The organism is Acidobacteriota bacterium (genome assembly GCA_016716905.1).
Lineage (GTDB): Bacteria > Acidobacteriota > Vicinamibacteria > Vicinamibacterales > SCN-69-37 > SYFT01.
Genome location: JADJUS010000004.1, coordinates 1,859,407 through 1,880,847, shown reverse-complemented (window position 1 = coordinate 1,880,847; position 21,441 = coordinate 1,859,407). Strand labels below are relative to the sequence as shown.

The window sequence follows — 21,441 nt, the reverse complement described above, 5'->3', positions numbered from 1 at the left end:
GACTACTTCTGCAGGTTGCGCTTCTGAATCGTCGAAGCGGCAGCCTTCATCCGCGCAGCGTTATGGCCTGTCGCGCCTGCGGCGTCCTTCACCAACTGGGCGGCGAGGCCGTTGAGACGCGTCACCGCGCCCGCACGGGTCGCGGCGGTCGCGCCCTCAACATCCTTCATCCCCGCGTTGAGCGCATCGATGCGCTCCTGCGGCAGGGCCTTGTCGCGCGCCAGCTGATCAAGATACGCACGCGCCACCACGTAGCTGGCCGGCCACACGTAGTGCGCCTGGCACTGCGGGTTCATGTCGTTCGACACACCACACCCTTCACGCGTGGCCAGTTTGGCGGCGTCGAGTTCGTTCTGCGTGAGGAACTGACTCGGCGTCAATTCCAGAATGTCCAGGCCGCGCGCAATCTCCGACCCGTAGAGGAACCCGTTGTAGTAGTAGACCGACCAGTAACCGGCGATCACCAGGTTGGCCGCATCGACGGGCCCGCGGTCGAAGTACGCAATTTCCTGGATGCGTGCGGAGTTCGTGAAATCAAACACCGTGACGCCGCCCTGATAAAAGGCCTGCACCATGATGTCGCGCCCGGGCACTGGGATGAGGCTGCCGTTGTGCGCCACGCAGTTTTCGGTGGCGGTCTGCCATGCCGGCAGCTTGAAGTAGCCGCCGAACTTGAGGCGACGGTTGTCGCCCGTGCCCTGGATGTCGAACACCGCGTTGCCGCCCCACATGGGCGGGTGAATGGACTGGCACATCGGCGACGTGCCGCCGCCCCATTCGTCGGAGAACAGCAATTTGGTGGCGTCGTTGTTGAACGTGGCGGAGTGCCAGAACGCGAAGGCGGGGTCCGCCACATCGTCCAGGCGTTTGGGCTTCGCGACGTTCTTCGTGTCGAGCAGCAGGCCGTTGCCGGAACACGCGCCACCAAGGAGCTGGTGGAACGGGAAACTCGTGACGTCGTGGCATCCCGCGGTGGGGTTCGGGCTCGGTTCGCCGGTGCCCTGGCGGCGTCCGCGGAGGCTGGCGAGCTCGCCGGTGTTGGCGTCCGCGAAGATGTAGGCGTGGCTGACCACCGCAGATAGTTCCGGGTTCTTGAGCGGGACCTTGATGACGTCGATGCCGTACGTTGATGTGTTCGGCGCGTTCGGATCGGAGACGCAGCCCGCCTTTTCATCGGCTGATCGCACGCCCGAATTGCCCGAGACGTAGATGTAGATGTTCGCCTTGTCGGCGGGGTCGGTGACCAGCGAATGCGTGTGTGAACCGCGGCACGTCTGGACGGCCGCCACCTGGACCGGCTTCCGGGGATCGGAGATGTCGAAGATTCGTACACCGAACATCCGGTTGGGATCAGGTGGTGCCGCACCACGACCAGCGCCTGGAGCCGGGGGAGCGGCGCCTGCGGCCGGCGGGGTGGCTGCACCGCGACCAGCGGTGGGCGGTCCGCCTGCACCGCAATCGATCCGGCCATAACTTTCGACGGACATGAACGCGAGGTTGCCCCAGATGGACACATCGCCCTGTCCGCCGGGACACGACACGATGGTCTGCAGCGACGTCTTGGTCGGATCTTCGATGTTGTAGAAGATCATGCCGTGGAAATTTCCCTGGAGCGCGAGTCTTCCGTTCATGCCGAAGGCGAGATCGGAGTTGGCGTAGTCCAGGCTGCGTCCGGTGGCATTCGGATCAAACATGCCCTCGGGCTGGCGCATGGTGGTGACCAGCTTCATGTTGAGCGCGGCCTCGCCGGCGTCGTACTTGCCGGCCTTCAGGCCTTCGCGCGGGTCGGGCATGTGACACGGTGTGCCGCCGCCACCGCGACCGCCGCGACCCCGGCCTGCCACTTGAGGAGTCGCTGGCGCCTGAGCCGCCGCAATCTGCTCGGCCGTACAGGGCTGTGGGAGCGGGATCTGTCCCACCGGTGGCTGCGCCGGAGGATTCTGTGCGAAGACCGTGGTGACGGCCAGACCAAAAGCCGCGCAGACCATGATGCGGCTGACGTAAGTACGCGTGTTCATTTCCATTCCACTGGCCTCCCCAAGAGTCCGTACATGCGAACGATTTCCATTCGCTGATCGTTGTCTACTTCGTTCAGAAAGTCGCCGATGTTCAGCTCCTTGCCTCCACCGGCTTCGCGCAGGTCGGCGACCATCTTCAGCGCCCCCTTATGGTGTTGGATCATTCCGGTGAGAAACAGCTCATCGAAGGTGGCGTTACGCGCGGCGTCGAGCTTCTTCATCTGGTCGGGCGTGAGCATGCCCGGCATCGGGGCCATGTCCCCGTGGTCCATGACCGTACCGTCCGCCATCATCATCGGCACCGTTTGTTTGCGGACGGTGAGCCATTCCGTCATGGCCTCGATCTCGCCGCCCTGCGAGAGCTGGATCTTCTGGCCCATCGAGGCCAGCTCCGGCGTCTTTGTATGGGTGGGAATCATCCGCGCCATCACGAGCGCCTGGCTGTGATGGTGGATCATCCCCTGCATGAACTTCACGTCGGCGTCGATGAAGTTGTTGTCGCTGAATTTGGGGACGTTCGACACCACGGTCGAGGCCTGGCCCGGGGCGCCCGGCTGCACAATCGCCGGTGCCTGCGCCTGGCCAGCGGAAGCCGTCTGGCCGGCGGCCGGATCTGGGGCTGGGCCGCAGGCGCCCAATCCCACCGCCGCCATCAATGCAAAGCTCGAAATCGATAGTGTCGTGGTCATCCTGATTCACTCAACGGCTGGCACGTCTCCCAGCACCGCCAGATAATACTCTCAACGGCAGGAGATCATGGGAGAGAACGTTCAGGCGCTGATTTTCGGTCCGGGTCTTCCACCCGCCGGGATGCGCGGCACACTGGCGATTTCGGTCACGGGCGCGGAGATTCTTGCCGGCGAACGGCACCAGAGGGCTCCGCTCAGCCAGATCACGCTGCGCGAAGTGGGTTTTGAGAAGCCCGGTGTTGAGGTCGCCTGGAACGACGTCGACGGCGCGTGGGCTGCACACGTCCTGGATCCGGTGGCCGCTCGCCGGCTGCTCACGTCGTCTGCGCTGGCAGGAACACCACAGGCGGCGACGCTCAAGGAAGGTCAGCGCAAGGCGCGAGTCCTGGGCACTGTCGGCCGCACGGTGCTCGCGCTATTTTTGCTGCTGCCAATTCTGCTGCTGGCTCTGTTCGTGATGAGCGCGAGCAGGATCGCCGGATGGGTGGCCGGACGGGTTGCCGTTCAGCAGGAAATCTCGCTGGGCCGGGCGGCGTTCGACGGGATGCGTGGTGGTCTGATCTTCAAAGACGAAGGGCCGGCGTACGAGGCGGCGCGATCGATTGTTGCCAGACTCACACGAGACTCCAGATTCACGTACGAGGTGCACATCGCACAGGACGACTCGATGAATGCATTCGCCCTGCCCGGTGGTGTCATCGTTATTCACACCGGACTCATCGCTGCGACTTCGCGTGCGGAAGAACTGGCGGGCGTGCTGGCGCACGAAGTGCAACACGTGGAACTCCGCCACTCATTGCGAGGCGTGATCAAGGACATGGGCCTTCGGGGACTGTGGGCGTTCGTGATGGGAGACCTTGGCGGCACTGTGGCGGGGCAGGCAGCGCTCGAATTGACCAGCCTTCAGTTTTCGCGCGACGACGAGCGCGAAGCCGACGAACACGGATTTGATGCGCTCGTTGCCGCCGGGATAGACCCAGCAGGCATGCCGGCGTTCTTCGCCACGCTGGGCCAGAAATCAGAAGGGCAGGTGCCGGCGTTCCTCTCCACGCATCCCGCGAGCGCGGATCGCGATCGAGAGCTGCGCCAACGCTTGGCAACGGTGGCGCAGCAGAGCTTTCAGCCGCTGCCGTCTCAGCCGTGGCCACCGAAGTGACGCGTGCCGGATCGCGGCGAATGGCGCTTCCGCCGCGATAACGCGACAAAAAGAAACGGGCCCGGCGGCTGATGCCACCGGGCCCGTTGTGTGTTCCTCGGCCTTGAGGAACAGGCCGAGCTACGTACTTGCAATGGGCGCGGCTAAAGTCACGCCCTGCGTTTAGGACCCTCGACTCAGGACCCTGGACGCGGGACTTAGTACATCCCGCCCATGCCGCCGCCGGGGCCGCCGCCGGCCGGAGCTTCCTTCTTGTCTTCAGGAATCTCCGAGACCATGGCTTCGGTCGTGAGCAGCAGGGAAGCGATCGAGGACGCGTTCTGCAGCGCGGAGCGCACGACCTTCGTGGGGTCGATGACGCCGGCCTTGACCATGTCTTCGTAGACGTCGGTCGCCGCGTTGTAGCCGAAGTTGTCGCTCTTACCTTCCTTGACCTTCTGCACGATGATCGAGCCTTCGACGCCCGCGTTGGTCGCGATCCAGCGCATCGGGGCTTCGATGGCGCGACGCACGATGTCCGCGCCCACCTTCTGATCACCCTCGAGCTTCAGACCGTCCAGCACCTTGGCGCACTTCAGCAGCGCAACGCCGCCGCCGGGGACAATGCCTTCTTCCACGGCTGCCTTCGTCGCATGCATCGCGTCTTCGACGCGCGCCTTCTTTTCCTTCATCTCGGTTTCGGTGGCGGCACCAACCTTGATGACGGCCACGCCGCCGACGAGCTTCGCCAGGCGCTCCTGGAGCTTCTCGCGGTCGTAATCCGACGTGGTCTCTTCGACCTGCGTGCGGAGCTGTTTCACGCGGCCTTCGATGGCGCCCTGCGTGCCCGAGCCCTCAACGATGGTCGTGTTGTCCTTGTCAATCGTGACCTTCTTCGCCTTGCCGAGGTCTTCGATCTTGATGTTCTCGAGCTTGATGCCGAGGTCTTCCGTGATGGCGCGGCCACCCGTCAGAATCGCGATGTCTTCGAGCATCGCCTTGCGGCGATCACCGAAGCCCGGGGCCTTGACGGCCGCGACCTGCAGCGTGCCACGCAGCTTGTTGACCACGAGGGTCGCCAGCGCTTCGCCATCCACGTCTTCCGCGATGATGATGAGCGGACGGCCACCACGCGCCACCTGCTCGAGCAGGGGCAGGAGGTCCTTCATCGACGAGATCTTCTTTTCGTGGATGAGGATGACCGGGTTCGCGCCCGGCCCGACCATCTTGATGCCTTCGCGGAAAATCGCCCGCTCGAGGACCGTGGCGGTCGTGGTCGGCCAAGTTGGCTCATGAGTTAGGCCCTGCAAGAGACGATCATGTAACATCCGACCCGCGATGCCGACCAGCGAGAGCTATTTCCACAGGGGCGGTCTGACACTTCAGTCGTTCGAGCAGATTCTGCCGAGACAGCTCTTTAGACCGGCAGCGGCGGGGACTGGGGACGCGCACCATTTGGCTTGGGAGATTGTCCCGGCTAGGAGGATACCTCGCGTAGTCCTTACCGAGCTTGATTTCGCCAGCGCTGAGGGAGCGGTGTCTCTTGCAGCATTTGCTGGCGCCTTCAGGCAAGTCGCTCCGTTCGAGGTCTCTATTCAGAGAGACAGCAAGCTTGCAGATCAAATCGTCGATGGACTTAGGTTAGACCAGGTTGAGACTGATTCATGGGCCGCGCCGACGTTGGCCACTGTTGAGCACCGGGACGGTGCGTCTGGTGCGTTGTGGCGATTGGAGGTTGACGGCCCAGGAGTCACAGAACGGATAGGCCGTCTTGTCGGGGAGCAAGTCTTTCGAGTGCTCCACACTCGTGGGCAGCAGAACACCCGAGAGGTGTCATCCGCCGCACAACGCGTCGCTACCGAGGCACTCCTCAATATTCTGCAGCATGCTTATCGCGACGGCAGGCCTAAGTACGCTTTTGGCGCTCTGACGATGACGCCGGTTCCTGCGCGTCGCATATTTCCGAAGGACGCTTACATTACTTCCGAGGAACTTCAATGGATGAATGAGCTACGGAACATTGAGAGCGCAATGGTGCTCGAGCTCGCCATCGCAGACTGTGGGTACAACATCGCATCGACACTCTGGCGCTCATACGCCCGCGCAAGCGCTGGGCGATTTGCGGATATCAAGCCCATAGCACTCGGCAGCTCAGCCTCCGAAGCCCTCCGCGCGAGAATTCACCATGACATCGCATTGTGGGCGTTTGAGCACAATTCGACCCGCAAAGCGCCCGAGGACCACCCCGACGAAATTGCGAAGCTTAACTGGCGAGGGCTGCACCGAGCGCTGAATGCCACTGCGGGTCTTGATGGAGGCCTGATCGCCAGGTCCGGACAGGCCCGCACGGGATACATGTTCCAAAGGGGCCGCGCACTAGCCCTCACCGCACCACTACGAGGGGCCCGTGAGTTCCCAGGAACGTGTGTCGTCTTGCGGATTCCGATCGTACCTGCAGCGCGGCCATTGAAGGGCGCTCGAAGTAACACTTCAGGGACGACCCAACATCCACCCCTCCGATTCCACTCGGTGCTGTCATCGATGCGATTGGCCGAAGTCCGCCCTGAACCCCTGCCAAAGGTTGCGGCAGTGGCCGCTCCGTTCGTAACGTTCGATACAGGCGCGGCCCTGCGAAGCGTAATTATGAGACTTCCGCCGAATGTAATTCCCGTGGTCCTAGGAGCACGGCTTCCAGTAGATGCCAACGACGAACTGAAGGCGATTAGACTTACCGGAAACGAGGAGGAGGGGATGCCGCGCCTCGTTGGAATCCTTGAGTCCGTTTCCCAGACGGTTTCGTGGAGATTCGCGGGCACCGTGCCAGAGCACGCCCGACCCCTCCTTGAACAACTCGAGCGCACGGGGTTTGGCCCGATCGGCGCTGATCGGACAGCCGACTATGCCCGTGACCTACGCTCTACGTACGGCCCATATCTAAAAATTGCCGATGGCGTCTTGCGGTTAGTTCCATTCGGCTCGTTCGTGCCCGACGATGTATTCGCGCGCACGATCCGCCTAGCGTTCGATCAATGGCAGTCTTCAAATAGGGACCAGTGGGTGTTTCATCGCAAGAACACGCTCGTCCGAACTGAGCATGGAAGATTGGTCCGGAACTTTGCTACGGTCCTTCGGCTCCTTCATTCCAACGAGCTCTTGTGCGCGTCCTTGGGACGTCTTCTTGTTCAAGAGTTAGATCGCCACCGACCCAAAGGCCCAGAACCTCAGATAGTCGCCGTTTCCCGGGCCGCGTATTTCATCGCCCATGTTCTGCTGCAGGAGCAGGAGCGGACGTTCGAGATTCGCCTACTCTCAGACGACTCGCTCGATTCTCTGAAAAGGCCACATGTGCTCTTCAGCGATATAGTCAGCGGCGGGAGACGATTGGACGCACTCGCAATGACCAGAGGCGAGAATTGCCTCGCGGCGATAGGAGTTGTGGAGCTCCAACATGGTCCGCGTCGCCTGAGCCATGCCGTAAGGGCCTTAGTCTCTGTGCCGTTCGATCCCGGCGAGGTCACTACGGATATTGCTTCAAGTAATGCGAAAATTGTGACGCTTGATCCCGCAACGAACGTACCGGTAGACCACAAGTGGACCCAGAGTTTTAGCATTGGAGTAAACGCGGATCGGGAGCGGTTCGTTCGATCTCATCCGGTGCTGTTTCGACATGGGCTTCATCATTTGGGACAGCGAGTTCACGCCCTAAGCTTGGACACCGCTTCGCTTGTTCGAGAACACACTCCGAAAGTGGCGGCTTGGTGTTGGGCTGAGATCGCCGCACAGCTAGTCACGCAAGGAACGACGATCCGAGACATAGTATTTGTCACTCGTGTCACTGCCGCCGCAACGGGGCTAATTCAGTCCGTGGCAAGCTTGGCGTACGATCAGGACTCCGTTCCAATAGGACGCATATTCCACCTTCTGTTGCCACAGGACCAGAGTCTTGACTATGAAGAAGGCGTTCAAGGATTGGACCATTTGGAAGGACTGGTCGAGGTCCGTCCGTCCCGTCTTTTCGGTTCTGCGGGCGTAACGTGGGAGCACAGCACCATCGTCTATCTCGACGATGCGACTGTAACCGGTGAGTCGATGAGACGCTTTTTGCTTCGCACTCTCTGGCAGCGGAAAACGCCCGGCCCGAGTCAAGTCATTGTGGTGCCTCTGGTGAGTCGCTTCGAGCCAACTGAGGAGTTGTTCTTTTCAGAGTTGTGTTCCCAAGTGTCTTCCGGTGCGGCTCTTGTCCAATTCTCGTTCGTGCCGCTGTTCCGTCTCCCCGTTCCGTCATCTGACGCCTTTGACAGGACGGGCTACTACAGACACGTGACGAGAGTCGTGCGAGTGGTGTCCCAGCTCGACGACGAGCTCCGTGCGTTCGGCGAGAGACTGCGGAAACGGCTGATTCTCGGCGAGTCGCATACCGGCGGGCTGCAGCATCCATTCGCGGTTGGGCCCTCAAGCCAGGCTCCTTTGTCCGCAGACGCAATCGCCATCAGACACTTGCTGGCCTTGCAAAACCACACTGCTGGCGTGATCGGGGTGCTTCTGGATTCGCTTCTGCACCGGTGCAAGGCCGAAGACCAGTCGCTGGTGGTACTCTTTGCGACCGAGCCGGAGCTGCTGACATCGCCGTTAATTAGAAGCGAGGTCCAGCGAGACGTAGCCGAACTTGCGGCTCGCGTGTTGTCGAAGGTTGAGGACGAGTCGGTACGAAGTGACGCTCTATTCGTTCTCGCTGTTCAGCGCCGCCTGATCAAGGCCCTTCCTTCAGTCCTGCCTTCGATAGCTTCTAGTCGCGTACTTACCGTCACGGCTATCAGCCTGCTCCTTGCGCTAAATAATGAGCCCGATCTCTGGACCGCGTGTGAGCCCGCTGTGGTAGCCGCGCAAGCACGCGAGGTCGACGCGGTTGCGGGGACAAATTTGCATTATTTTGCCACCAGTCTCAGGAGCTTCAGTCGTTCGCTGGTACTGCCCAGCATTACAAATGACCACGATGCTCGTAAGTATCTTCTAACTGTCATCGCCCACATGTCGTATCACGGACGAGGATTGGCAGCGTTCAACAGGGTGACAACGTGGCAAGAGTCTCGCGCGTCCTTGAGAGACGCACGGCGCGGAGATGAGGTAAGGCAGATACTGAATGACGCCATGCGCATTGCCTACACTGAGGTGGTACCTGGTGTGGAGGGGCTGATCTACTGGGCTAGGCGGAAGTCCCCGCAGCATATAGAAGCGCTCTCGACATTGTTGTTTTCGCTCAAAACTGACCTCGGCCGACTCGAGAGTGCATTGTCAACGCTTACTGCTGCTGCTGTAGGACAAGCAGGGGCAGAGAGTCTTGGGCAGCTGTGGTCAGCGTTCCGGGGGCGGACGTTGGTGCGCTCCACGGAGGTTGTTCTTTCCCGTGAATTCAGGTCGCAGGAACAGTTGAGTCTTGAGGTCATGTTGCCGAGGTTTTTTTCACTGCCGTTCGAGATCGTTACTCGGATAGCGGCAGAGGGTGAAGACGTCGAGGTCAGCTGGGATCGCGGTGAACCAGGCACCAAACATTTGCTCGTTGTCGCGCCGTTCCCGAGAGATGTGGTGAGTAGGCTCTGCGACCTTTTGGTCGCGGGACATGCGTCGGCATGGCAAAAAAAACAGCTTGAAAGTGGAATTCGCTTTAGGAAGCATAGGCGCCAACCCGTCGCTGAAGCTTAAGTTCAGCGACACGGCAGGACCCAGGAAGGCGGCAGGAACTGGCAGAAGCCAGGAATTGGCAAAGCGTCTGTGCGACCAGTTCAACATTCGTTTCCGCCATGATGCGGCGGTAGATGTTGGGATGACATATTCCGCGTCAGTAGAGTTTGATAACGTGTGGCCGCTTGAGCTGGATTGAGAATCGCGTATGCCAATGACGATAGTTATTATCGAAGATAAACAGGACGACTATCTCTTGCTGGTCGATTTGATTCGTGAAGCGTTCCCCGGTTCGACGATTCTTCCTGATCAGGGCGAACACTCAGTGTTTTCTGACTGGTCAGAGGTGCCAGCTTTTGTCTCGAAGATTCAGGACGACGATGTACTTGTCTGCATGGACTTGGCCTTGCAGGAGGCCGATTATCACGACGTGCTCCGCGGTGTTGAGAAGGGTAGCCGTTTGCGAATAATGAAGCCAGCGTGGACGATTGTGGCTTATACGCGGTGGGGGTCGAGGGCCAAGCTAGTGCCGGACTATCGAGCGACGTTCAACGGGATGATTGATAAGGCTGAGATCGATCCACTTCGACGCGAGCAACGGATTGAGTACGTAAGGCGAACGATAGCAAGGGCGATTGGGCAACGTTCCCAGCGACTCTTCCCAAAGGGTGGCGTGCGCGTCGTCGATTCGCTTGGAATGAGATTGTTTTTCGCAGCGTTTGGCGAGGATGAACTCACGGAGATCATTGCGAACGAAGCGAGTGGATGGGAAGACATCACCGTTCGGGCGCTCAGTAGCGGGTATTCCGGCGCCTTTATGTTGCTGCTCTCAAGCGGCGAGGGAACCAGAAAATCCGTGATCGTGAAATTGGCGAAGGCGGACGCAACCATTCAGGACGAGATCGAGGCACCGAATCGCTATCTAAAGGAGTTGGGGCATCTCAACGGAATATTGGGGAGCCTGAATCCAGAGAAGGTTCATTTGCGCGAGAGTGGAGTCTATTATCGGCAGGCTCACGTTGATGGAACGTCTCTACTTGACGCGGTGTTGACGAGCGCGGATCCGGCTGCGCTCGTCCGGCCAGTGGCGGAATTGTGCACGCAAGTACGAGGGGCTGACTTAGCTGCCTGCGGTCTGTCGGCAGCAGGGGACCATTTCAGACTGACAGCACTAGACATCAGCCGCTTCGAGACCTCAGCTGCGTTTCTTCAAACGCTTTGGGAGGCCATGCGCGAAGAAGGGATGATGGATGGAGTAGTGGAGGGCCCCGATGAAGTTGTGTCCGCCTTACTCACGCATATTGTCAATTGGGCTGACTGGGAGATGTTGCGTACAACCGTTCGAACTGCGGTTCAACATGGCGATATGAATCCTAGAAATGTCATGCTCAGGAAGGATGGGCGCGTGGTGCTAATTGACCTCGCCCGCCTGCGACCTTGGCCAGTCGGATATGACTTGTCGAGATTGTCTCTAATGCTGCGGTTAAGGACGGTGGACTACAGTTCTCGTCGCGAGTATCTGCCTGGCGCCGTGCAATTGTGGTTGGCTGATAGAGTCGCGGAAGTCGGTGTGAACAGGAGAGACGGTCAGCTCTGTCCGGCCGCGTCGTGTTGCGATCAAGTGTACCAGCTGTTCCTGACGGAAAGTGATCCTGCTGAGGCCCCAAGTCTCACTCTGTCGTACCAGCTGGGAACCGTGTGGGACTTGGTAAAGATTGTTAGCTATCAAGATCTTTCTGTGTTCAAACGCGTTTGGGCTGTGATCGAGCTTTACCGCCTCCTCCGAAGAATCGACGACGGGGGAGGCGTTCGGTGACCGGTTCTAGGAGAAGGTCGGAGAGCGGAGTTGACCGACCAACTAAAGCACAGCGTTTTGAAGTCCTCTTGCTGGAGATGGAACTGATCCAAGGAACGTTTGATAAGTACGACTCGCTTATTTTTCAGACTCGAAACTGGTTTGTCACTATTTGGTTGGCGGCCCAAGGATTCGCCTTCTCATCGAATAGGCCTGACCTTGCTGGTTTGGCGGCGTTAGCGTGCGTCGTCTTCTGGCTGTTCGAGGGACTTGTCAGGCATGAGTACTGGTACAAATACGTTGTGCGCTATCGGGCGCTCCGAGATTGGCTGAATCTGCCTGACAGCAGTCCAGAAATGTCTATCTATGATCTAACGAATCATTACGGCCAGTCGGCTCCTCGTTCCGAGCGGTTTGCGAAGTCGTTTTTGAAAACCGAGCCAACCATCGTCTACGGACTGATGGCTCTAGCATCGGTGTTCCTGCGAAGCTTAGTCCCGGTCGAATGAACGCCGTCGACTGGTGCAGTGGCCTGCGGGTGTCTTTCGACCAGCTGGAACCAGAGAGAATGGTGCATTGTGGAGACAGCAGCTACTGCTTGTTGACCAAGCTATGCCCCTCGGTAAATCCCTCCACATGAAGCGTCCGCAAGGCTTCAATTGCCCTGAGGCTCTGCTTTTCTGACGGGAGCTTGTTCGCAGCGACCTCCAGAATACTCAGTTCGGTCGGGGAGAGGAGTTGGCGTGACTTGGCCCAAGCGATCGCAGCCAACCAGAACTCCCGGCCCGCATTCACCACGGCGGTCTGCGCCTGGATGCCGTTGAGAACAATCTGATCTTTGACGGCCGCCTGCTTTGCGACTTGCTGGTCTTCCTTGGTGAGCAGGGACCCGAGCCAGCCTTTCGGCCAGTCCACCTTGAGAGACTGGACCTGCTTCCAGCATGCCTGCTTCTTCGCCCACTCGAGGGGATTTGGGATTTCGGTGTTGACTCCAGCAATGACCCCATGAGCCGCCTGGCAGGCCGCAGTCAGCGCCTCCTTCAGCCGTGGGGGCAGTCCCTGTGCCTGCCACACCCCTTCCAAATCCACGAACCGCCCTTTCTCCGCGGCATCAAATGACACCTTCGCCAGAGCGTAGGGGGCCACACGGGAACGAATGCCGCCGCCCTTGTACCATGGTTGTTGCGAGATGAGCCGCTCGGTCTCCCGGAACACAATCGCCTGAGCGACTGCGCGCCGATAGAAGGCCTCGTTGAAGTCGTCCTGATTCTTTTCCCACGCGGCGCCGACGACCTTCGCGAACTCTGCAAAATTCTTCTGTGAGCCGGTGCTGACGACGTGGGGTTGCCCATTCCAAGCGGTAATGAACTTCGCAAGGTCAGTCTTGGTGATCAGCTGAGATTTCGGGTATTCGGAGTCGAACTTCTTCCGCTGGGCCTCACTCAGGCGGCCGCGCGCATCGAGGAACTGGCCCCGCGCCCGTTCGTAAAACCACTTCGTCTGCCGAAAGGCACCTTCGGGGGACGGCGCATAGAGGCGACGAGAAAACTCTTCTATCCGGATATGGAACGGATGGTTGGCGAAAAAATCTGCGGCGTTGACACGGTTCTGCGTATTTGCGTACTCGGAGATCTTCGGAACAACCTCCATCGCCCTCGAGGCCTCGATGATTGACAACTTCATCTGGACAAAGACTCGCGAGAGATCCACCCTCTTCCTGCTCGCTGCGTGAACGGACGCAGTCGTCTGTCCTCCGTTCACGATCTGCAGATTCCGGAGGGACACTGCAACCAGGCCTTGGTCGTCGACTCGCGTGTCGATCCGGTCGGCGGTCGCTGTTATCCCGTTGTTGTAGGCGAAGAACATCTCTGGGTCATTTTCGAGCGTGTTGCGAATTCCCTTGTTGACCCCACCCCGTGCCTGGAGGAAGACGCGGACGTTCTGCTCAAGAAGTCTGGCGCCCCATCGGTCATAGATGGAGGCGAGCTGCTCACCTGGAATAACTAGTAGGTACGCCTCGTACCCGGCACCATCGAGGTGTGCCGGGAGCGCCGGCAGGACACCACCGAAATCTTCTTCGAGGTTAACAACGAGTTCCTCTCGTTCGCCGGATCCGACGAACCGAAACAGGCGACCGATGTCCCAAACACTGTACGCAACGGGAACGCCCTTGATTTCACCCGCAGGTCTGCCATCCACACGTGAACTGAGGATCCGGTTGGTCACGAGGAAGATGCGAATCTTGGAGAGTGTCGACCATCGGGTAGCAATGAGATCGGCGAGGCCGAAGCCAGGGTCCGTTTCTTCGAGCCCAGATCTGAAGGATGGGTCAAGTGCCTTCGTGACGAACGTCTCAACGCGTCGAAAGAGGGCATTCATTTCCGTCGCAGTTAGCGTTTCGAGGTCGGGAGCCGTGCGGAAGTCGGCCACAATCAAGCTCAGTACGCCGTCAGAATCGAGAGGGTCGCCCCCGTAACCGTCAACGCGAATACCGCGTCGCTCAGGGGAGTAGAGAGTACGGTCGGCCGTGTCAAGCTCTCCGGCAGAAATCAAATACTCGGTGAACGTCTCGAAAAACGCATCCTCCGTCCATTTGTCGTTGCCTTGGGCCAAGGACATCACGCCCTGGAAAAAGTCGCGGTGGAATCCGTCAAGTTCGTCGCTCATTGAACCTGGCCCTCAATCAGCGCACCAAATGATCCCTCAGGGACCCTGAAGGGTTCGCAGTGCTCCAAGGCAACAGAGTATCGGACGTCCACCACGCCAGGGCGGAGTTGGGAGGGCGCAAGCGCCGGGAATCCCTCTGACACCTGATAGAAGTGGCTGAGCCCGATCACCCATCGGGCATCGGAGTAGTCATCGGCCCAGCGAAAGCCAGCCGATGTCAGCAGGCTGTCAAAGACCCCTTCGGCGGATGGAGACTGGGTCTGGATGTCGCGGCGTTGCCGCTCGGCAAGGTCAGTGAGGCTCCGTCCACTCGTTCCATCGACCGGTGCCAGATCTATTTCGAGAACGTTCAACAGAAGCGCATCGACCCCGGAGGCGTCCAACTGATGCTCAGAAGAAATGGCGATGAAGGGCCTCGCTGCGCCTCGACGAGCCTTAACTTCCACTGCGACCCGGCCAACCTCGAAGTCCTTTGGAGCACCGAGTGGCCCTCGCCATGCGGCTAGTGCATCAGATATCGACAATTGGTCCGTCAGGCGTCGCAGCAGGGTTAGTTCCCCGATCAGGCCCTTCTGCTCTTCGAGTGAAAGCCGACCATCGGTGCCGCCTCTCAGCAAGTGATGCCATCGCCAAGTTCTCGCTACCGCTACAGATACTGCCTCGTCGTACGACAAGGCCGTCTTCGTGGTTTCAACGATGTCCAAGCAGAGCCGGTAGAACACGTCTCGATGGGCCGCTTGGACGAGTCGGAGCACCAATACTGCTGTTCCGGGTTCATCGCTGGCGGCAACCTCGATGTCGATTCCCTTCAGCTTTGGAAGGCGGTCTTTCGGTGAGGCATCCGCCGGATGTTTCAACAGGAGGAGACAATGTCTGTCAGCACCGCGCGCCCAAAAAAATCCGTAGGGGCTGGCGAGGTCTACTCTTCTGGCGCTTAGTCCGGATGCAGCGGCCGCTGGAGGAAGTCCGTCCCAAGGGTTATCAATCAAGGTCACCTCCCATGTCCTCGTCATCGTTCTCATCCGGACCGTAGTTCTCTCGCCACCATGTGTTGTTGACGACGTATTCGACCCGCGTCTCTTCCAGCGTTGTCTTGGGGAAGCTGATGCTCCAAGCCACCACCGGTTCGGCATCACGCAAGATGACGTCGCGCTCGCCAATAATTAGCAGGTGCACGATCAGAAGGGGGCGTTCCCTGACATGTCTGTAGTAGAGGTCTGGGATATTCGTTCCCGTCGGGGAATGCTTCTTATAGAGAGTCTGCGCCTCATCAAGCAGCTTCATTGTCAGTCCAGCTCGTTCAGCGCCCCTCGATGCCACCCGATGCTTCTTGGTAATTCGGAGCGTGTCCTTGTCCTTCCGGCCCTCGCTCCTCCGTTGGCAGTGAACCGCAACACCCAGTGATGTGTCGGTGCGCCCCAAGGGATCTGGCTGCTGAAGACTGGCGAAAAGAACATCCCAGGTTGCAAGTTCTGAGTGCCTGCGTTCCTCGACATATCGGCGAATCGGCCCGGGTTCCGTTAGCATCGACCCCGGGTGGTTTCTGAACTGGGAAATGAATTCGAGGACCGGGCCACAATCGACTTCCTTCATCAGGTAGCCACCGTCACCTAGTGGAACGTCCGAGAGACGTGGCCCCGCCGCCGCAAGGTTTGCGACCAGGCGCTGGGCTGCGGCACGGTTTTCACGCAAGCTGTCGGCGTCGGACCGCAGAGTCGCGGTCTCGGCGAATCGCGCACTGAGTCCGATCGAAACTACGAGCTTCTCACCGGAGCCCATCTTGTTTCGAGCGGTCACGATGAGTGTCTCAGGGTGACTCCTCACCTTGAGCCCGAATTGTTCTGGCGTCGCGTTGGCCGCTTGCATGACCCGGCGCGCCTCCCGAAGTTCTTCGACCGCCTCAGCGATGTGGGTGTACCAGCCGGCCGCGTCCTCGGGCATCCAGATCCGGCACAAATCGTCGTACCCGGCGCGATAGCCGAACCATCGGCCCATCTGCATCAACGTGTCGTACATCATCGAGTTCCGGAGGAAATAGCTCGTTACGAGGCCCTCCAACGTCAGGCCACGCGAAAGCGAGAATCCGCCGACTGCGATAACGTTCAAGCCGGTTCGCGCGTGCCGGGAGTAGTCCAATTCATCGGTCGACTGGCTGTTGATTAAAACCGTTCTTATCGGTGCCACCACTGAGACGAGTTGGTTCTGAATGTCGGGCCAGAGAAGGCCGTCGATGCCCGCGTACTCCTTCCTCCAGACCTCATGAAGCGCGCTCAGTTCCGGGTCCCGCAGAGCCTCGCCGGCGGGCAGGGCCGCGTACATTCGAGCGCTGGCCTTCACGGATTCCAGGAATGTGTGGAGTTCGTTGCGCAGCTGTCGCTGAACGTTGTTCTTTACAGAGGCATTGACGAGCATGGAACAGTGAGCAGTGGTGTGCCCTCGCGCCAGCCGAATCGCTCGCGCTACTATGAAAGCTCTGACGGCAGTTCGGAGGCTCTCGGGAAGGCACGTGACTTGGAAAGAAGTTGAGTGCTTCATCGGGAGACAGGGCTCGTTGTCCTCAATGAAGCGGACGAATGTCTCGCTCTCGTTCAAAAAAACGCGCTGAGGCCCAAAATAGTTGGTCGGCGGATCCAAACTGACAATGAAGTCCTTCGGGAAGAGATCGGCCCCGCGCATTTCATCGTCCGTGTCAGGGTCGATGAAGATATTGGCGAAGGGCGTGGCGGTGTAGCCAACGTAGCAACTACGATCGAATGTATTGAGAAGGTCTCGAATAAGCCCGTTAATCCTGGCGACCTCTCCCGCTCCGTGCTTGATATTGATCGACGCGTTGTCGGCCTCGTCATCGATCAGCAACATGGGGGCGCTCACTGAGCGCCCGCCTTGTCGAGCGCTGTGTTCCCGCAACCACTCGATCAGGTTTTTCAGTGTATTGGCTTGTTTCTTGATGACAAACACTGCGGGCTCGGTCAAATTCTGCAATGGAACTCCGACACCGGTGGCTACCACCTTATTGAAGTCCCGCTTGGACGTGGTGAAAGTTACGGGTCGCCTAGTGCTGTCAATCCTTCCGACGCCAATGATCTGCTCAGGTCCGGCGGCGGACAGCCGAGCACTGTCCCGTCCGACGAACCCCTCATCAACTCGTTCCTGTGTCTGGTTTCGCAGATTGTTGTGGACTCCTGCAATAACTACAATCAGGCGATACCCTGCGTCGGCGGCCTTGCAAAGAAGCCCCAAGTAGTTCGCGGTCTTGCCGGACTGTACGTGGCCGACCACCATGCCGCGTCGATCCCAATGCCCTTTGCGTGCCGGGTTCTCGAGAAGGCCCAGTACACGGTCCGTAACTTGGTCCATGGTTGCAAGCACTTGGCCGGACATGTGCTTCTGCGACAACAGGTCCCGGTACCGCTGCCAGTAGTAGGGTTCAATGCTCGCCCTGACGGAGTCGAGCCAAGGTTCGTAGTCGGAGTCCGTCAAAACGGACCCGATTTCCATGGTTACGCCGTGCCGCGACTCGAAGACCTTGGCGAGCTCTTCCGCGGCCTCGTCTGACACTGCGGTTCCCATGGGCAGCGCCCGCAGCATCGCGATCAGTTCGCGAATTCGAGTAGGCGTAGGCAGTGGCTCCTTCGCGAGCAAGGCCGCCACCATCGTTTCAATTGACTGAAGTCCTTCACTCATTCTCGTTGGCCTCGGGCTCAATTGGCTGGAGCAGTTGTTCTACTGCTTGCCAGTGTGAACGGAACGGTTCCAACGCTTTCAGGACGGTCCTGATCTCATCGGCCGAAAATTTGTGGCTCCGCAAGTGCGAGTATGTTGCGTCGAACGCGAGGTGAAACGCATCGTCTGACAGAACGGAGTTGGCCACCTGATCCGGCTGAGTTCCGACATCGGCGAAGAGGGCGTCGACCGGAAGGCCCGCCGACACGAACTCCAGAAGGCCCCGGATCTTCTTTGTGTCCTCAGGACGAAGGCCCTTGGTGGCATTCAGAACGAGTGGATGGTCGGCGTTAATTTCGTACCGAATCGTTCCTTTGGCTTGGACCCGCCTCCAGACAGGAACGGGATTGGGACTGACCAATCGATGCCCCTTGCTCGTGTAGACGTTCTTCGAGCCTGAAAACACATGGTCGATAATCTGGCGCAGACGGTCACGGACGTGACGGGGAAGTTGGGCGGATGACTTGCGCACGTCGATTTGCCATTCCTTGTCCAGCTGGTTGGGCATATCGATCCGGACGCGGGCCAGTTGAGTGATCGGCGTCAGGCGGGCAAGCCCGAACCATGTCCCATGAATTATCAATCGCTTGGCCCGATAGACGTAGAACCCTTGATTCCGGATGTACCCCGCGCGACCTGCGTGGCGTTCCCATTCGTTGGAGGTGACTTTCGAATGGTGGGGGAGCGTGAACGCCCTGACTTGGATCGTGTGGTTCTTGAAGCGGATCTGCTCAAGTGGGCTGGCCATGGTGGCGGGATGGGATGCGTGAAAAGGGTCGAATGAATTCAGGCTGCGTCCGTTGATGGAGATGGACACCTTCTGAAGCCCTCGCTCGCCTGCCAGGAACCTGTGAAAGACAAGCTCCAAATGATCAATGGCTGCATCCAGCTGAAGGGTTAGGTGCTTGCGCGAGTCGTCGGTAGGTTCGGTCTCGATCAGGCGGTCAAGCTGCTCCCAGAGGACGAGAGTCCCGGTGGAGCCGATGTCGTCAGACCACGGAATATCCGCGGTGTCGAATGGAACTTGGACGATCCAGTCGTTGACTGCAGCAACGTAGTCGAGGTCCCAGCAGGCAACGGCGATCTGCTCATCCTGTTTGGACATCACAGTCAGGCGACGGCACTGAGAAAAGGACGCCGTCTTCAGGCCCAAGCCAAAACGGCCCAAATCATCAGGAGGTCTTGAATCAAGGGGGTTCTTGGCACCTGCCCGCATGGCGGTCAAGAGTTCGTCTTGGGTCATTCCGTGACCGTTGTCGAGAAAGGCGATCCGCGGTGAGGGACTGGTTGTGTCGGCGAACAATCGAATCTCGGTGGCGCCCGCCGCAATCGAGTTGTCGACTATATCCGCCAGCGCGCTCTCGAGCGAGTAGCCAATGTCCCGCATGCTTTCGATGAGAAATGAAGCGTGTGGAGCGACGCGCTCTGGGCGAAAGGATTGGTCCACGCTCGGAGGTGTCGTCATCGAGATACCCGTGTCTTGTGCCGGTCAGGCGTCCCGCCGTGGGTCGCGTGTTCCTTGATCATTCTGTAGACGACGTCGCCGATTTGACGAGCGAGGTAGGGAGGAACCGCGTTTCCGACCTGCACGAATTGTTCGGTACGGTTGCCCTTGAAGACATAGTTGTCCGGAAATGTCTGAAGTCTCGCTGCCTCGCGAACGGTCAGGCTCCTGCACTGCTCAGGATCGGGGTGGATGAAGAAGTGGCCGTCCTTCGAAATATGGCTCGTGATCGTCGACGAAGGATGTTCACGAGTCTGCACAGTGAATCGATCACGGAACTTGCCACTTTTCCAGTTCTTGTGGGCAGGTGCCAAGGCATCCGGGAAGTCTTCGGCCTTTGGCGAGGAGCCGAGAATCTCAGAATAGACACCAGCAAAAAGGTAGCGTGCCAAGTCTGAAGCCATGTGCGAACGAGCTCCATGGTTGGAGAGATGGGAGACTCTAGGATCTCGTAGCCAGGCTTTCAGGTCCTTTGGACAATCGGTCGCGACCCCTGCGGGCCGGCCCTCGAAGCGAGGGAGGTTAGACCTCACTCGAAGTGTGGCGATCACCTGGCGCAGGCGGGTCTTGTAGGCCTTGAGTTGCGGTGTGTTGAATCTGGCGGGTACGAGCCCGCTGAGCATGACTGCAGCCTCTCTGACGGCGTTTGTCCACGCTGCAGGCGAGTCGTCTTTGCTCAAGGCGCTGCGAAGCTTGGGCATTCCATCCAAAACGTGACTGAGTGTCGCGCGTGGGCCGGTCGGGAGCGTGATTCGCTTACCCTGCAATTTGCTGGCCGCCGCAATGTCTCCGCGGATTCCGACGACAATCACCCGATGACGGGCCTGTGGGATTCCGAAGTATTCTGCGCGGACTATGAAGTCCGACGGCTGTAACACGGCAGGAGCCTGAAATGCTGACTTCTCGTCGGCGGAAAGGGCAAAGAGTTCATAGCCACCGTGACCGCGCACAGATCGGAGGTCCGCGAGCACCTGCGTGAATATCTTGTCCCCTCCAATGGAAGCCGACAGGAAGCCCTTGACATTCTCCATGACGAATGCGAGTGGCTCCAGCTGGCGGAGAATGCGCAGGTATTCCTTGTACAGAAAATGCCTGTGATCTTCCTCGGGAATGTAGTCCTTGATGCCCTTGTTTCGAGCCCTGCCAACGAGGGAGTACGCTTGGCAGGGCGGGCCTCCGATCAAGACTGTGTTGCCTCCACTGGTTCTCTTGATTTGAGCGAGGAGAGGGGGGATCTCTTTCCGCGCTGCAGGTGAGCCAAGTTCGATCTGTCTGGCCTCCCGAAGAGCAGCGTCCCACTGGACAGGATAGAGCTCAGCCCATCTGGGTTCTTCAGCACAATTCTTGAGGGCCGAATAGTACTCGTTCGGGAATCCTGACTCGAACTGTCTCAGGAATGTTCTGAGGAGGAGAGTCGAATGTGCCGCTGAGTCCTTTTCGATGGACAAGGCCACCCTGAACGGGCGAAAGCCGTTCGAAGTTTCCACGGCAGAGAACCCCTCGGCAAGTCCCCCGGGCCCGGCAAAAAGATCAACAACGGCGATACGATTCTTCATCTAGTTTTCGATTGGTGCACAGCGACACGAAGACGGAGGGCAGGAATTGGCCGATATTGTCGATGTGGTGACTCGGTCACGGATGATGGCAGGAATTCGTGGACGCGACACACTCCCGGAACGCATTCTCAGGGCAGCAATGCACCGAGCAGGGTTCAGATACCGATTGAACGTGAAGAGCCTGCCAGGCAAGCCTGACTTGGCTTTTTCCAAGTATCGCGCCGTTGTGTTCGTGCAGGGCTGTTTCTGGCATCGGCATCTGGGCTGTGTTCGCGCCGCAACGCCTTCATCCAACCGCAGATTCTGGCAACAGAAGTTCAAGCAGAATGTCGCACGCGACCGGCGGAACGAAGCGAAACTGAGACAGCTCGGCTGGCGGGTCGCAACGGTTTGGGAATGTGCCATCACGCGGACAGAGACCGAGAAGCTGTCCCGGACAATCGGTACGTGGCTCATCAAATCGACATCCACCCTCGAAATTCCGAAGCGTCGCCGGGAATGAAACGCACTCTGGCGAGCACGGGTTGATTTCAGAGGCAGGGCCCCATCGAGGGCAAAGTGCGAAGCGGTCGTGAGGCCTGTTTGTGTCACCAATCCAAAGCCAATGAGTGATTTCGTAGGGGGATTGTAGTCCATTGTTCTGACAGGGTTGGTCACGCCTAGGCCAAGTGTTTT

At 59.1% G+C, this 21,441-nt stretch carries 13 protein-coding genes; 5 read left to right on the top strand and 8 right to left on the bottom strand.

Annotated features, from left to right (window positions below; all coding sequences use genetic code 11):
* Positions 1 to 2: 2 nt before the first annotated feature.
* Complete coding sequence (locus tag IPL75_12415) at positions 3 to 2,018, bottom strand: hypothetical protein (protein ID MBK9241041.1); 2,016 nt, start codon at positions 2,016 to 2,018, stop codon at positions 3 to 5.
* Positions 2,015 to 2,671, bottom strand: coding sequence for a DUF305 domain-containing protein (locus IPL75_12410; protein MBK9241040.1), 657 nt, complete (start codon positions 2,669 to 2,671; stop codon positions 2,015 to 2,017). The genes IPL75_12415 and IPL75_12410 overlap by 4 nt, the downstream gene beginning before the upstream one ends.
* A 103-nt stretch (positions 2,672 to 2,774) precedes the next feature.
* Between IPL75_12410 and IPL75_12405 the strand changes: the two genes are divergently transcribed.
* Entirely contained in the window at positions 2,775 to 3,863 is a 1,089-nt protein-coding gene (locus IPL75_12405) for a M48 family metallopeptidase (GenBank protein ID MBK9241039.1), read from the top strand.
* Between the two features lie 197 nt (positions 3,864 to 4,060).
* Here the strand turns inward: IPL75_12405 and groEL are convergent, their stop codons facing one another.
* The gene (gene groEL, locus IPL75_12400) at positions 4,061 to 5,170 is read right to left on the bottom strand and encodes a chaperonin GroEL (GenBank protein ID MBK9241038.1); all 1,110 of its coding nucleotides are present in this window, start codon (positions 5,168 to 5,170) and stop codon (positions 4,061 to 4,063) included.
* A gap of 2,650 nt (positions 5,171 to 7,820) precedes the next feature.
* Between groEL and IPL75_12395 the strand changes: the two genes are divergently transcribed.
* The 3 genes from IPL75_12395 to IPL75_12385 all read left to right on the top strand — a co-directional run bounded on the left by IPL75_12395 (position 7,821) and on the right by IPL75_12385 (position 11,825).
* On the top strand, positions 7,821 to 9,542 hold the full coding sequence (locus IPL75_12395; GenBank protein ID MBK9241037.1) for a hypothetical protein: 1,722 nt from the start codon (positions 7,821 to 7,823) through the stop codon (positions 9,540 to 9,542).
* 193 nt (positions 9,543 to 9,735) lie between these two features.
* The gene (locus IPL75_12390) at positions 9,736 to 11,337 is read left to right on the top strand and encodes an aminoglycoside phosphotransferase family protein (GenBank protein ID MBK9241036.1); all 1,602 of its coding nucleotides are present in this window, start codon (positions 9,736 to 9,738) and stop codon (positions 11,335 to 11,337) included.
* A 77-nt stretch (positions 11,338 to 11,414) separates the two neighbouring features.
* Entirely contained in the window at positions 11,415 to 11,825 is a 411-nt protein-coding gene (locus IPL75_12385) for a hypothetical protein (GenBank protein ID MBK9241035.1), read from the top strand.
* Positions 11,826 to 11,907: 82 nt separating this feature from the next.
* Here the strand turns inward: IPL75_12385 and IPL75_12380 are convergent, their stop codons facing one another.
* From IPL75_12380 to IPL75_12360, 5 genes are read right to left on the bottom strand one after another with little or no spacing between them, the layout of a single operon-like run.
* Entirely contained in the window at positions 11,908 to 13,983 is a 2,076-nt protein-coding gene (locus tag IPL75_12380) for an AIPR family protein (GenBank protein MBK9241034.1), read from the bottom strand.
* Entirely contained in the window at positions 13,980 to 14,978 is a 999-nt protein-coding gene (locus tag IPL75_12375) for a PD-(D/E)XK motif protein (protein ID MBK9241033.1), read from the bottom strand. The genes IPL75_12380 and IPL75_12375 overlap by 4 nt, the downstream gene beginning before the upstream one ends.
* Positions 14,965 to 17,667: a Z1 domain-containing protein gene (locus IPL75_12370; GenBank protein ID MBK9241032.1), complete on the bottom strand. Its 2,703-nt coding sequence runs from the start codon at positions 17,665 to 17,667 to the stop codon at positions 14,965 to 14,967. Before IPL75_12370 ends, IPL75_12375 begins: the two co-directional genes overlap by 14 nt.
* Positions 17,660 to 19,171, bottom strand: coding sequence for an ATP-binding protein (locus IPL75_12365; protein ID MBK9241031.1), 1,512 nt, complete (start codon positions 19,169 to 19,171; stop codon positions 17,660 to 17,662). Before IPL75_12365 ends, IPL75_12370 begins: the two co-directional genes overlap by 8 nt.
* Positions 19,168 to 20,766 carry a DNA cytosine methyltransferase gene (locus IPL75_12360; protein MBK9241030.1) on the bottom strand — a complete coding sequence of 533 codons (1,599 nt, stop codon included), beginning with the start codon at positions 20,764 to 20,766 and terminating at the stop codon, positions 19,168 to 19,170. Before IPL75_12360 ends, IPL75_12365 begins: the two co-directional genes overlap by 4 nt.
* A gap of 46 nt (positions 20,767 to 20,812) precedes the next feature.
* On the opposite strand from IPL75_12360, the gene vsr reads away from it, so the two are divergent.
* Positions 20,813 to 21,268, top strand: coding sequence for a DNA mismatch endonuclease Vsr (gene vsr, locus IPL75_12355; protein ID MBK9241029.1), 456 nt, complete (start codon positions 20,813 to 20,815; stop codon positions 21,266 to 21,268).
* The last annotated feature ends 173 nt before the right edge of the window (positions 21,269 to 21,441 follow it).

Excerpts from the sequence above, each read along its gene's own strand:
- IPL75_12415 (MBK9241041.1), bottom strand. The coding sequence starts at position 2,018 with ATGAACACGCGTACTTACGTCAGCCGCATCATGGTCTGCGCGGCTTTT.
- IPL75_12410 (MBK9241040.1), bottom strand. The coding sequence starts at position 2,671 with ATGGCGGCGGTGGGATTGGGCGCCTGCGGCCCAGCCCCAGATCCGGCC.
- IPL75_12405 (MBK9241039.1), top strand. The coding sequence starts at position 2,775 with ATGGGAGAGAACGTTCAGGCGCTGATTTTCGGTCCGGGTCTTCCACCC.
- groEL (MBK9241038.1), bottom strand. The coding sequence starts at position 5,170 with ATGTTACATGATCGTCTCTTGCAGGGCCTAACTCATGAGCCAACTTGG.
- IPL75_12390 (MBK9241036.1), top strand. The coding sequence starts at position 9,736 with ATGACGATAGTTATTATCGAAGATAAACAGGACGACTATCTCTTGCTG.
- IPL75_12385 (MBK9241035.1), top strand. The coding sequence starts at position 11,415 with ATGGAACTGATCCAAGGAACGTTTGATAAGTACGACTCGCTTATTTTT.
- IPL75_12380 (MBK9241034.1), bottom strand. The coding sequence starts at position 13,983 with ATGAGCGACGAACTTGACGGATTCCACCGCGACTTTTTCCAGGGCGTG.
- IPL75_12370 (MBK9241032.1), bottom strand. The coding sequence starts at position 17,667 with ATGAGTGAAGGACTTCAGTCAATTGAAACGATGGTGGCGGCCTTGCTC.
- IPL75_12365 (MBK9241031.1), bottom strand. The coding sequence starts at position 19,171 with ATGACGACACCTCCGAGCGTGGACCAATCCTTTCGCCCAGAGCGCGTC.
- IPL75_12360 (MBK9241030.1), bottom strand. The coding sequence starts at position 20,766 with ATGAAGAATCGTATCGCCGTTGTTGATCTTTTTGCCGGGCCCGGGGGA.